10 protein-coding genes are annotated in these 12,364 nt (G+C 67.9%); 3 read left to right on the top strand and 7 right to left on the bottom strand.

The genetic code is table 11. The annotated features are described in order from the left end of the window. Positions 1 to 519: 519 nt before the first annotated feature. On the bottom strand, positions 520 to 1,911 hold the full coding sequence (locus P73_RS15190) for an SAM-dependent methyltransferase (RefSeq protein WP_074743027.1): 1,392 nt from the start codon (positions 1,909 to 1,911) through the stop codon (positions 520 to 522). Positions 1,912 to 2,108: 197 nt separating this feature from the next. Further along, positions 2,109 to 3,458, bottom strand: a complete 1,350-nt coding sequence (locus P73_RS15195; RefSeq protein ID WP_043870223.1) for a helix-turn-helix transcriptional regulator — start codon at positions 3,456 to 3,458, stop codon at positions 2,109 to 2,111. A gap of 761 nt (positions 3,459 to 4,219) precedes the next feature. Between P73_RS15195 and acs the strand changes: the two genes are divergently transcribed. From acs to P73_RS15210, 3 genes are all read left to right on the top strand, one after another. After that, positions 4,220 to 6,175, top strand: coding sequence for an acetate--CoA ligase (gene acs / locus P73_RS15200; protein ID WP_043870224.1), 1,956 nt, complete (start codon positions 4,220 to 4,222; stop codon positions 6,173 to 6,175). Positions 6,176 to 6,505: 330 nt separating this feature from the next. Next, positions 6,506 to 7,390, top strand: a complete 885-nt coding sequence (locus P73_RS24500; RefSeq protein WP_139267051.1) for a GNAT family N-acetyltransferase — start codon at positions 6,506 to 6,508, stop codon at positions 7,388 to 7,390. Positions 7,391 to 7,555: 165 nt separating this feature from the next. After that, positions 7,556 to 8,179, top strand: coding sequence for a PRC-barrel domain-containing protein (locus tag P73_RS15210; RefSeq protein ID WP_043870225.1), 624 nt, complete (start codon positions 7,556 to 7,558; stop codon positions 8,177 to 8,179). 100 nt (positions 8,180 to 8,279) lie between these two features. On the opposite strand, the gene P73_RS15215 is transcribed toward P73_RS15210, so the two are convergent. The 5 genes from P73_RS15215 to P73_RS15235 form a co-directional block, all read right to left on the bottom strand. Beyond that, positions 8,280 to 9,266 carry an ABC transporter substrate-binding protein gene (locus P73_RS15215; protein ID WP_043870226.1) on the bottom strand — a complete coding sequence of 329 codons (987 nt, stop codon included), beginning with the start codon at positions 9,264 to 9,266 and terminating at the stop codon, positions 8,280 to 8,282. Between the two features lie 68 nt (positions 9,267 to 9,334). After that, on the bottom strand, positions 9,335 to 10,171 hold the full coding sequence (locus P73_RS15220) for an ABC transporter permease (protein WP_043870227.1): 837 nt from the start codon (positions 10,169 to 10,171) through the stop codon (positions 9,335 to 9,337). After that, positions 10,168 to 11,031, bottom strand: coding sequence for an ABC transporter permease (locus tag P73_RS15225; protein WP_043870228.1), 864 nt, complete (start codon positions 11,029 to 11,031; stop codon positions 10,168 to 10,170). The genes P73_RS15220 and P73_RS15225 overlap by 4 nt, the downstream gene beginning before the upstream one ends. A gap of 118 nt (positions 11,032 to 11,149) precedes the next feature. Further along, positions 11,150 to 11,929, bottom strand: a complete 780-nt coding sequence (locus P73_RS15230) for an ABC transporter ATP-binding protein (RefSeq protein WP_043870229.1) — start codon at positions 11,927 to 11,929, stop codon at positions 11,150 to 11,152. Then, positions 11,926 to 12,363 (bottom strand): VOC family protein, encoded by a 438-nt coding sequence (locus P73_RS15235; RefSeq protein WP_043870230.1) that lies wholly within the window; start codon positions 12,361 to 12,363, stop codon positions 11,926 to 11,928. The genes P73_RS15230 and P73_RS15235 overlap by 4 nt, the downstream gene beginning before the upstream one ends. Between the last annotated feature and the right edge of the window lies 1 nt (position 12,364).

A 12,364-nucleotide genomic window follows, 5' to 3' on the forward strand; every position in this document is an offset into this window, starting at 1 on the left:
CTCCCCTGATCCCTCGCTTATGACGATTTGTTGACATTCTGTCAAAAAAATTGACGGGGAAACGCCGGCCCCGGCCCGCGCGCGCGCCCCCGTTCGGGGTGCGCGCACGAGTGTTTTCCACGGCAGGCCGGTTTGCCGCCGCCCGCGATGCGGATGGCACGGATCTCCCCGGCGCGGCGGATCGCAGAAGGGCCGACAGACCCCGGCGCCGCCGCCTGTCTTCGGAATGCGGCAGGGACGCCAGACCCTGAGCCGCCGCCCCGTGCGCGCGTCGAAAGGGCCTTCGTGAGGGGCGACATCGCCCCGGCCGCGCGGCATCGCCGGATGAGCGGTGCAGGCGGGCGGATCCGTGGCCCCATGCGTCGCATGCGGAGGCCGGCGCGGGCATTTTGCACCTCCCGCGCCTCGGCTCTCCGGCTCTCGGCAGGACAGATGACCCGACCCCGGCCGTGGACAGGACGTATGAGCAGGGCCCGATAGCCCCGTCCCCTTCGCCTGACGGCCCGGCGGGAACCGGAGCTAGCCGTGCCGCTCGAGCTCCACCGGTTCCGGCGCGGCCGGGATCCGTCCGGCGGCCGGCGTCTCCGCCCCTGCCTCCGTCCCCGACTGCACCGCCACCGGCGGCTGTCGGCGGCCGCCCTCCCCGGTCCAGTCCTCCGGCCAGGCCGGCCCCGGAATGCCGCGCTCCGTCTCCGCGCGGGCGAGCTGCGCCTCGGCCTCCGCGATATAGTCGCGCGTCACCGGCACCGCGTCGTTGCGGTGCGCGATCTGGAGCTGGAACACCACCATCATGCCCTCCCGGAACGACGCCTCGCTGCCCGCGAGGTAGAATTCCCACATCCGGCAGAAGGCCTCGTCATAGAGCGCCTTCGCCTCCTCGCGCCGCTCCATGAAGCTCTCGCGCCAGGCCTTCAGCGTCTCCGCGTAATGCAGGCGCAGGATCTCCACATCGGTCACGATGAGCCCCGATTTCTCCACCGAGGCCATGAGCTCCGACAGCGCCGGGATATAGCCGCCGGGGAAGATATACTTGCGCACGAAGGGGTTGGTCGCCCCCGGCGGCTCCGTCCGCCCGATCGTGTGCAGCAGCATCGTGCCCTCCGGGCGCAGCATCTCCGCGCTCTTCCGGAAGAAGCGGTCGTAATGGTTGATGCCCACATGCTCGAACATCCCGACGGAAACGATCCGGTCATAGCTTCGGGTGATCGCGCGATAATCCTCGATGCGGAAATCCACCCGGTCGGACAGCCCCTCGCGCTCGACGCGCCGCGCGGCCACCGCGAGCTGTTCGTCCGACAGCGTCACCCCCTCCACGCGCGCGCCCGCCACCTTCGCGAGATAGAGCCCCATGCCGCCCCAGCCGCAGCCGATGTCGAGCACGTCCATCCCCTCCCCGAGCCGCAGCTTCGCCGCGATGTGACGCTTCTTCAGCAATTGCGCCTCCGCGAGCGGCGTCTCCGGCGTCGGGAAATAGGCGCAGGAATATTGCATGTCGGGATCGAGGAACATGCGGTAGAGATCCGCCGACAGATCGTAATGGCGCTGCACGTTGCCGCGCGACTTCAGCGGCGTGTTGAGCTGATGCAGCCGGCGCGCGGAAATGCGCATCTTCTCGAAGAGCTTCATCCAGACGGCGGGCATCGGATTGCGCCCGGTGTTGGTGTAGACGAGCATGATCACGTCGTAGATCGACCCCTCGACCATGTCGATCTCGCCCTCCATGTAGCATTCCCCGAGCTTGAGCGCCGGATCGGTCACGGTGGCCCGCTCCGCCGCCGGGGAATTGAAGCGCACGACGAGCGGCTGCCCGGTCCCGTCGCCGAGTTCGACCCTGTCGCCCGCACTGCCGATCACCGTCAGCTGTCCCGTCCTTATGATCTTTTCGAGAAAGGATCGCAGAAATGTATTCATAGTGCCCTCACTGGTCTTATCCGCCGGGCACGAACCCTCCGTCCGCACCCTGTCGCGTCGAAAGGAAACCCGGCCCCTCGACCGGATTTCAGTGAAAACCTATTCCGGCGCAAAAAAAAGTCCCGAAATCGACCCTAAAAAACGCTCAGATTTTTCCGTTTGATGATCATTTACGCACGATCAGCCCCCCATCGGGGTCAGCTTTCGCCCGGCAGATCCGTCACCATCGAGGGCTCGCGCCGCGCCGGACAGGCCGCGCGGGCGCAGACCCGGCAACTCGTCCCCACCCCCTGGACCTCGTCGTCGCGCACCGAAAGCGCGAGCCGCTCCGCGGGCAGGAAAAGCATCGTCGCCTCGACCACTTCCGGCCCGTCGAACCGCGCCGGCCGCTGCGGCTGGCAGATCGCATAGGCGAGATAGCGCCGCGCCGGCTCGCCCGGCTGCTCGACCACCCGCCGGATCGGCACCATCGGCCGCAGCAGCGCCTGATAGAGCGGCCAGAGCGGACAGGCAGCCCCGAAGCGCGGCGGCGCGAAGCCGTCGAGCGGCTTGCGGAAGGTGAGCGCGCCGGAGCCGTCGCAGATCGCGAGCCCCGTCGGCACACGGCCCTCCCCCGGCGGCAGGCTCGCCAGCCGCCGCATCGCCGCCGGCAGGTCCGCCCCCGTCGCCTGCGCCAGCGCCGCCGGATCGGGCCCCTGCGCCGCCAGCACCTCCTCCACCATCGGCAGCGGCATCCGCTCCGCCTCCGCCCGCGCCCGCAGCAGCCAGGACTGCGCCAGCGCCAGCGCCGCGGGGGAGCGCAACCCCTCCTCCTCCCGCAAATCCGGGATCTGGCCGCGTTCGAGTTCGGGAAGCGCGAAATCCCGCGCCGCCAGCCAGGCCTCGAGCTCGTCGAGCGGCGAGGACAGCGTCTCGTCGCTCTTGCCCACGTTGTCGAGATAGCTCACCAGCGCCTGCGCCCCCTCCGCGAGCCGCTGGCTGTCCTCGTAGAGATTGCGGTGGAACCGCGCCTGCCAGTCCGGGTCGATCTCCCCCATCCCGTTCAGGATTCCCGCCGTGGAACGGATCGCCGTCACTGTGGACAGCACCTCATGCAGCGCGTCCGACAGGAACGGATCATGGGCCAGCCGGTCGTTGAGCGCCTCCACCCGCCGTTCGAGCGCGGTGATCCGGTCGCGCTGTCCGACCACGAGCGCGGCCCAGCCGGGGAAACGGCCCGCGAATTCCTCCGCCCGCGCGGCCTCCGGCGGCGGTGCGGCCTTGCCCTCCCGCCGTCCGGCCGCCATGGCGAAAGGCGGGTTGGAGGCCGCCTCCTGCAACCCCTCGAGCAGCGGCGCATCCGCCCCCTCGCTCAGCGCCGAGGGCTCGACCTCCAGCTCCCGCGCCAGATCCACGAGCAGCTTGCCGCCGATCCTGCGCCGGTTGTGCTCGATGAGGTTGAGATAGGCCGGCGAGATCCCGACCCGCTTCGCGAGATCGGCCTGCCGGATCCCCCGCAGCGTGCGCCTCTCGCGGATGCGCGTGCCGGTGAGCGCGGATCGTGTCATTTTCTCTCCCCCTGCCGCCGCCCTGCCGCCGCGGCCTCTCCGCCGCGACCTCGCCGCCATGGTCTCTCCGCCGCGACCTCTCCGCCCCGGAAAGATCCGCCCTGCGACGGGCCCATGTCACGCGGCGGCCTCCGTTTTTACACCCCGGAACGCCGGATGGCACAGCCCTTGACCGGAAAATCCTTGCACAGGCAGGATTTGCCCTGTCGTTTTCTTCATCCATCCGCCGGACCTGCACCTCTTTTACACGCGCGCAGGCCGGAGGGGAAAGCCCTGTCCGCACCGACCGCCCTGCGCCCCGCACCACCGGCGCCCGGAACCGACCGCCGCAGGAGGATCTCCGCGGCATGCGAAAGCGAAACGCTCCGCCGCAGGAGGGATTCCGGCGGCCATACAAAGCGAAACGCGCCGCCGCAGGAGGGGCGTCCCGGCGGCCATGCGGAAGCAAAACGCGCCGCCGCAGGAGGGGCGTCCCGGCGGCCATGCGGAAGCAAAACGCTCCGCCACAAGAGGGATCCCGACAGCCATACGAAAGCGAAACGCGCCGCCGCAGGAGGGATCCCGGCAGCCATACGAAAGCGAAACGCGCCGCCACAAGAGGGGCGTCCCGGCGGCCATGCGAAAGAAGGGCTTGAGAACGCTGCGCGCAGGGACGAATATCCTGCCATCTGACGCCAGCCCTCCGCCCGTGCGCCCGCGCCGGCCGGAGGGCGCCCGCGCCGCCGGGCTGTGCGGGTGCGGCCTGTTCGGGAGGAGGAACGATGACCGACGCGAAAACCTATCCGCCAAGCGAATCCTTCGCGCAAAACGCCCATATCGACCGGACGCGGTATGAGGAGCTGTATGCGCGGTCTGTGGAGGATCCTGTGGGGTTCTGGGCGGAGCAGGGCAAGGTGCTGGACTGGATCGAGCCCTATACGCAGGTGAAGAAGACCTGTTTCGACTTCGGCCGGGTCGATATCAAATGGTATGCCGACGGCGTGCTCAACGTCGCCGCCAACTGCATCGACCGCCATCTCGCCCGGCGCTCGCTGCAAACCGCGATCATCTTCGAACCCGACGATCCCGACGCCCCGGCGCAGCACATCACCTACAAGGAGCTCTCCGACAAGGTGAACCGCTTCGCCAACGTGCTCCTGTCCCAGGGCATCATGCGCGGCGACCGGGTGGTGATCTACCTGCCGATGATCCCCGAGGCCGCCTATGCCATGCTCGCCTGCGCCCGCATCGGCGCGATCCATTCCATCGTCTTCGCCGGCTTCTCCCCCGATGCGCTCGCCAACCGCATCAACGATTGCGGCGCCAAGCTCGTCATCACCGCCGACACCGCGCCCCGCGGCGGCAAGCGCACGCCGCTCAAGGCCAATACCGATGCCGCCCTGCTGCACTGTTCCGACAAGGTCCGCTGCCTCGTCGTCAAGCACACCGGCGACCAGATCTCCTGGGTGCAGGGCCGCGATGTCGATGTCAAATACCTGATGGAACACGCCTCCCCCGACTGCCCGCCGCGGCCGATGAACGCCGAGGACCCGCTCTTCATCCTCTATACCTCCGGCTCCACCGGCCGGCCGAAGGGCGTCGTGCATTCCTCCGGCGGCTACCTCGCCTATGCCGCGCTCACCCATAAATACGTCTTCGACTACCACGACGGCGACATCTTCTGGTGCACCGCCGATGTCGGCTGGGTCACCGGCCACAGCTATATCGTCTACGGCCCGCTCGCCAACGGCGCCACCACCGTGATGTTCGAGGGCGTGCCCACCTACCCCGACGCCGGCCGCTTCTGGGCCGTGGTCGAGAAGCACAGGGTCAACCAGTTCTACACCGCCCCCACCGCCCTGCGCTCGCTCATGGGCCAGGGCAACGACTGGGTCGAGACCTACGACCTCTCCTCGCTCAAGCTGCTCGGCACCGTCGGCGAGCCGATCAACCCCGAGGCCTGGAACTGGTACAACGAGGTCGTCGGCAAGGGCAATTGCCCCATCGTCGACACCTGGTGGCAGACCGAGACCGGCGGCCATCTCCTGACCCCCCTGCCCGGCGCGATCCCGACCAAGCCGGGCTCCGCCACCCTGCCCTTCTTCGGCGTGCAGCCCGTGATCCTCGACCCCGCCACCGGCGAGGAACTGACCGAGACGGAGACCGAGGGCGTGCTCGCGATCCGCGACAGCTGGCCCGGCCAGATGCGCACCGTCTGGGGCGACCACGAACGCTTCCAGGAGACCTATTTCCAGCAATACAAGGGCTATTACTTCTCCGGCGACGGCTGCCGCCGCGATGCCGACGGCTATTACTGGATCACCGGCCGGGTCGACGACGTGATCAACGTCTCCGGCCACCGCATGGGCACCGCCGAAGTCGAGAGCGCCCTCGTCGCCCATGCCAAGGTCGCCGAGGCCGCGGTCGTCGGCATGCCCCACGACATCAAGGGCCAGGGCATCTACGCCTATGTCACGCTGATGAACGATGTCGAACCCTCCGACGCCCTGCGCGCCGAGCTCGAGAAATGGGTCCGCACCGAGATCGGCCCCATCGCCAAACCCGACTTCATCCAATGGGCCCCCGGCCTGCCCAAGACCCGCTCCGGAAAGATCATGCGCCGCATCCTGCGCAAGATCGCAGAAAACGACACCACATCTCTCGGAGACACATCCACCCTCGCAGACCCGGCCGTCGTCGACGAACTCGTTGCAAATTCGATGTATAACAAGGGCTGACAACGCCGCCAGGACAGAAACGCCGCCCTGCGAACAGCCGGGGCGGCGTTTCCCGGCACGGAAGGGTGCGAGACCGGCGCCCGGCCAGCCCGACTTGCAGCCACACGGCCCAGCTCAGCCATATTGGGAAATGTCGCCATATTCGGAAATGTCGCATGGTGTCCTCTTTCACTCGGATGAGACAAGCGTGCACCGGACGTCTGAACGATCGGTTAATACCGCATCCGAAGGCCGGGGACATCCCGTTCGAATTTTAACGATCCTGCCGGGCGCAGGCGCCGATCATGCTGCCCGAAGGATTTTTTCAAAAAACGCCGGCGCGGAAAGAGTTTGTTAATCCGCCTGTGCCACATCTGGGTCATGGATGTGCATGTGATCAATTGCGAAACGGAATGGGAGGCGCTGGCGGACCGTGTCCTGGCCCCTCTGCCCCAGCGCTGGCTTTATGGCGAGGCGGCCAGGCGCGTGGGCCGGGAGGTGCGCAGGCTGTGCATTTCCGACCGCGCGCACCCTGTCGCCCTCGCGCAGGTCGTGATGCGCCCGCTGCTCGCCTGGCGCATCAGCCTGACCTCGCGCGGGCCGCTGTTTCTCCGCCCCTGCGACCGCCAAGCGGCGGTGACGGCCCTGCGCCGTGCTCTGCCGGCCGGGGTGAAACTCATGTCCCCCGAGGACCGCCTCGGCAGGCTCCGCCTCTCCGCCCCTCCCGAAGTGGCGGAGCTGGATTTGACACCCCCCGTCTCCGCCCTGCGGGCAGGGCTCGACGGCAAATGGCGCAATGCCCTGAAAAAAGCGGAAAACACGCGGCGCGAACCGGTGCAGACACGGCCCTCCGCCCAGACCCTGATGCCCCTTCTTCACGCCGAAAAGAGGCGGCAGGCCGCCGGGCGCTATCGCGCACTCCCACCGGAATTCACCCTCGCGATTCAGAAGGTTGCCCCTGACTCCCTGAGACTGTTCAGCGGCCCGGATGCGCAGATGCTCTTCATCCGGCACGGCACCTCCGCCACCTATCATATCGGACATAGCGGACCGGAGGGGCGCAGGCTGAACGCGCATAATCTCCTTCTCTGGAACGCCATCGAGGCCCTCAGGGCCGAAGGCGTCCTGCGCCTCGACCTCGGCACGATCGACCGCGACCGGGCGCCGACGCTCGCCCGGTTCAAGCTGCGCAGCGGCGCGCAGGCCCGGCGCCTCGGGCCGGCCGGCCTGCTGTGAGAATTTCTCCGCCGACGCTCCGCAGTCCTCGGCGGGGTTCCGCCTCGCCTCGGCGCGCGGGAGGAACCCGCCCCTCTCCCATCTCATTGATCTCACACATCACGCGGGCGGCCCCGCCGGTTCCTGCCGGGGCCGCCCGCTCATGGACGCAAACAGGAGAAAGAGATGACCATCCTGAAACACACGCTGATGACGACCGCGGCGGTTCTCGCCCTCGCCGCAGGCCCCGCCTTCGCCCAGTCCACCGACTCGGAGCCGGGCATCCTGCTCGACGACAATGGCGGCCAGGTCGACAGCGGCACCCAGGCGCAGGTCGAACCGGACGCCGTGGGCGAGGACGAGATGAACGAGCCGGCGCCCGATCCCGACCTCTCGCAGGACAGCGACGGCGCGTCCGATCCGCTCGCCCCGGCGGATGGCGAGCCGGCCCTCGCACAGGATGCACCGCCCACCCCGATGGGGCCGGCGACGGAAAGTTTCGCGGATGTCACCATCGCCGATATCATCGGCATGAACGTGCTGTCCGAGGATGGCAGCGATATCGGTGAGATCGACGCCATCGTCGAAGACAATGGCACGGCCAAGGCGGTCGTGGGCATGGGCGGTTTCCTCGGCATCGGGGAGCATGACGTGCTGATCGACATCTCCGCGCTTCAGGCCGTGGACGATTCCACGGTGATGGTGGAGGGCCAGTCCGAGGCCGAGCTGGAGGCGATGCCCGACGTCGATGTCGACAGCTATACCGAGATCGACGGGGAAATGACCCTCGGCCAGGCCGTCAACTCCTGAGCCTGTCCCTCCGGGCCTCGCTCTCCGCGCGTCCCGTCCTGCCGCGCGGAGGCGTGACGCCCGTCCCGGCTCCGTGCCGGGGCGGGCGCATCGCGGGCGCTCAGCCGCCGAGCGCCGCGTCGGTGATCTCGAGCGTATAGGCGCCCTCCGGTTCCTGCGTGATCACCGGATCGGAGCCGCCCAACAGCAGGCTCTCGACCGTGCGCTCGTAATCCGCCGGGTCGAGCGCGCCCGCGGATCCCGCGGTGAGCTTCGCCACTTCCGCCATCATCCGCTTCTGGTGTTCCTCGGTCTGCGCGCCGGTCTCGTCGTAATCGAGCACGATCATCGCCGCCTCGTCCGGGTTCTCCTCCGCCCATTTCCAGCCTTCCATCGAAGCTTTGACGAACCGCACCATCTTGTCGCGGAAGGCCTCGTCCCCGAGATTTTCCTCGAGCACGTAGAGCCCGTCCTCGAGCGTCGCCACGCCCTCGTCCTCGTATTTGAAGGTGACGAGATCCTCCTCGGAAATCCCCGCGTCGATCACCTGCCAGTATTCGTTATAGGTCATGGTGGAGATACAGGCCGCCTGCTTCTGCAACAGCGGGTCGACGTTGAACCCCTGCTTGAGCACCTCGACGCCCTCCTCGCCGCCCTCGGTCGGGATGCCGAGCTTGCTCATCCACGACAGGAACGGATATTCATTGCCGAAGAACCAGACGCCGAGCGTCTTGCCCGGAAAGTCCTCCGGGCTCTCCACGCCGCTTTCCTTCAGGCAGGTCAGCATCATGCCCGAACTCTTGAAGGGCTGGGCGATGTTGACGACCGGCGCGCCGTTTTCCCGCGCGGCAAGCGCCGAGGGCATCCAGTCCACCATCACATCCGCGCCCCCGCCGAGGAGCACCTGCACCGGGGCGATGTCGGGTCCGCCCGGCCTGATCGTCACGTCGAGATCGGCCTCCTCGTAATAGCCGTTCTCCAGCGCGACGTAATAGCCCGCGAATTGCGCCTGCGTCACCCATTTGAGCTGAAGCGTCACCTCGTCGGCGGCGAAGGCCCCCGTCGTCATCGCTGCCAGCGCGGATGCGCTCACCAGTAGCTTTCTCATCGTGTCACAACCTCCAAGTTGCCGAAAATGCCGGGGATGTTCGCCTCCCCGTGCCGTTGGATGCGGGATCACCCGCGTTGGGACGGGTGCCAGAAGGTCACCCCCTTCTCGATCAGCGAGACCAGCCCGTAGAAGGCCGACCCCGTGACCGCCGCCACCGCGATCTCCGCCCAGACCATATCAAGCCCGAGACGGCCGACTTCGGTGGAAATCCGGAACCCCATGCCTTTGATCGGGGAGCCGAAGAATTCCGCGACGATCGCCCCGATAAGCGCCAGCGTCGTCGCAATTTTGAGCCCGTTGAAAACAAAGGGCATCGCCGCCGGCAGCCGCAGCTTCAACAGCGTCTGCCGGTAGGAGGCGCCATAGGTGCGCATCAGGTCGCGCTGCATCGCATCCGCCGCCTGGAGCCCCGCAACCGTGTTCACGAGCACGGGAAAGAACACCATCACCACCACCACCGCGGCTTTCGACTGCCAGTCGAAGCCGAACCACATCACGAGGATCGGCGCGATGCCCACGATCGGCAGGGCGGCGACGAAATTCCCCACCGGCAGGAGCCCGCGTTGCAGAAAGGGCGAGCGGTCGATGGCGATGGCGGTGAGACCGGCCGCGCCGCAGCCGAGCAGATAGCCGGTGAGCGCCCCCTTGACGATGGTCTGCACGAAATCCGTCCAGAGGATCGGCGCCGAGGAGGTGATCCGTGCCCAGATCGCCGTGGGGGCGGGCAGGATCACCGGCGAGACCCCGAACAGCCGGACGGCGAGTTCCCAGATCAGCAGGAGCGTCACCCCGAACAGGACCGGCACGAGCCAGCGCGTCCGCGCCTGCGCGGCAAGCCGGGTGTTGAGCCACCAGAGGCCGAGCCAGACGGCGAGGACGAGCGCGACATGGACAAGGGTCATCGCGCCATCCCCATCCGTTTCAGAACGCCCCTCTCGAGCGCGCCGACGATCCCCACGAGCGCCGCCGCAAGGGCCGCCGCGGCAAAGAGCGCCGACCAGATCTGCACCGTCTGGCCGTAATAGCTCCCCGACAGGAGCCGCGCGCCGAGGCCGCGCGTCGCCCCCGAGGGCAGTTCGGCCACGATCGTACCGACGAGCGCCGCCGCGATGGCCACTTTCAGCGAGGCGAAGAGATAGGGCATCGACGAGGGCAGCCTCAGCTTGCGAAAGGTCTCCGCCCCGCCCGCGTTATAGGTCTTCATCAGGTCGAGCTGCATCTGGTCGGGCGCGCGCAGCCCCTTCACCATGCCCACGGCCACCGGAAAGAAGGAGAGGTAGGCGGCGATGATCGACTTCGGGATCAGCCCGGAGATCCCCATCGAATTCAGCACCACGATGATCATCGGCGCGATGGCGAGGATCGGGATGGTCTGCGAGGCGATGGCCCAGGGCATCACGCCGAGGTCCATCGCCCGGTTGTGCACGATCCCGACGGCGAGCGCGATGCCCGCGAGCGTCCCGATCCCGAAGCCGACGAGCGTCGCCGACAGCGTGACCCAGCCGTGATAGACGAGCGAGCGCCGCGAGGTCGGGCGCAGCTCCGCCGTCGTCTTCCAGATCTCCGCCGCGACCTGATGCGGCGCGGGAAGTTTCGGGCGCTCCTGCGACAGCGTGTCCGCGACGAGCGCGCCGAAGGACACCTCCTCCCCCGCCCGCGCGGCCTGGTCATGGGTCCACTGGCTGTTCATCCGGATCGCCGCCCCGTACCAGACGAGGAGCAGGACGGCGAGCACCGTGAGGACGGGAAGGAGGTTCCTCATGCCCGGCCTCCCGCCCGCAACCGGCGCCGGACCGGATATTTATGAGCAGATGAAGCAGCCCGCCGCGCGTCCCGGCGAGGCCCGACAAAAGTCCGACGCAAGTCCGACGCAAATCCGATCATGCCTCGTGCCCCGCCCGCAGCCCCTCGCGCACCCGGTGCGCGATCGCGATGAACTCCGGCGTGTCGCGGATCTCGAGCGGCCGCTCCCTCGGCAGCGGGCTTTCGATCACATCCGTGATCCGCCCCGGCCGCGGGCTCATCACGACGATCCTGGTCGAGAGATAGACCGCCTCCGGGATCGAATGGGTCACGAAGCCGATGGTCTTCTCCGTCGCCGCCCAGAGGCGCAGAAGCTCCTCGTTGAGCCGGTCGCGCACGATTTCGTCAAGCGCACCAAAGGGTTCGTCCATGAGCAGGATCCCGGCATCGAAGGCCAGCGCACGCGCGATGGAGGCGCGCTGCTGCATCCCGCCGGAGAGCTGCCAGGGGAATTTCCGGCCAAAGCCCGTCAGGTCCACGAGATCGAGCACCTTCTCCACACGCGCGTCCTGATCGGCCTTCGGAAAGCCCATGATCTCCAGCGGCAGCTTGATATTGCCCGCGATCGTGCGCCAGGGATACAGCCCGGCGGCTTGGAAGACATAGCCATAAGCCCTTGATTTGCGGGCCTCCTCCGGGCTCAGCCCGTTGACCTCGAGCGTGCCGCCCGTCGGCGTCTCGAGCCCGGCGATGCAGCGCAGGAAGGTCGTCTTGCCACAGCCCGACGGCCCGATGAAGGAGACGAAATCGCCCTTGTCGATCCGCAGGGAGACATCCCTGAGCGCCTGCACCGGCCCGTCACCCGTCCGGAAGGTGAGATCGACATGCTGCGCGTCGATGACCGGCCGCGCCGTCATGCCTCCCCCCTCCACAGGCCCCGGTCCGCCAGTTCCACGCTGTTGCCCGCCGGGTCGCGCAGGTAGATCGACCTCCTGCCGGTCGGCCAGAGGAAATCCGCCTCTATCTCCACATTGTTTTCCTTCAGATAGTCGGCCCATCCGGCCAGGTGTTCGGACGCGACCGCCAGCGCGACATGGCCCTGTCCCTCCGCCCCGTGCGGAGGCACGGGCAGGCGCGCGCCGGGCGGCGGCGGAACCCGCGTCGCCTCCGCGATGAAACACAGGACCACGCTCTCGCTGTCCGGCCCGGCGCGAAAGAACGCATGCCGCCCCTCCACGCGCACGATCACCTCGAGCCCGAGAAGGCCCTCGTAGAACGCCTGCGCCGCGTCGAGATCCGTCACATAGACCGCCGCTTCGAGGACACCGCAAACTTCGGGAGCACGCGCCACG

This window comes from Celeribacter indicus (genome assembly GCF_000819565.1).
Taxonomy (GTDB): Bacteria; Pseudomonadota; Alphaproteobacteria; order Rhodobacterales; family Rhodobacteraceae; genus Celeribacter; species Celeribacter indicus.

What these genes read in the sequence shown, in the direction of transcription:
- P73_RS15195 (WP_043870223.1), bottom strand. Translation starts at nt 3,458, where the DNA reads ATGACACGATCCGCGCTCACCGGCACGCGCATCCGCGAGAGGCGCACG.
- P73_RS15230 (WP_043870229.1), bottom strand. Translation starts at nt 11,929, where the DNA reads ATGACGGCGCGGCCGGTCATCGACGCGCAGCATGTCGATCTCACCTTC.
- P73_RS15225 (WP_043870228.1), bottom strand. Translation starts at nt 11,031, where the DNA reads ATGAGGAACCTCCTTCCCGTCCTCACGGTGCTCGCCGTCCTGCTCCTC.
- P73_RS15215 (WP_043870226.1), bottom strand. Translation starts at nt 9,266, where the DNA reads ATGAGAAAGCTACTGGTGAGCGCATCCGCGCTGGCAGCGATGACGACG.
- acs (WP_043870224.1), top strand. Translation starts at nt 4,220, where the DNA reads ATGACCGACGCGAAAACCTATCCGCCAAGCGAATCCTTCGCGCAAAAC.
- P73_RS15220 (WP_043870227.1), bottom strand. Translation starts at nt 10,171, where the DNA reads ATGACCCTTGTCCATGTCGCGCTCGTCCTCGCCGTCTGGCTCGGCCTC.
- P73_RS15190 (WP_074743027.1), bottom strand. Translation starts at nt 1,911, where the DNA reads ATGAATACATTTCTGCGATCCTTTCTCGAAAAGATCATAAGGACGGGA.
- P73_RS15210 (WP_043870225.1), top strand. Translation starts at nt 7,556, where the DNA reads ATGACCATCCTGAAACACACGCTGATGACGACCGCGGCGGTTCTCGCC.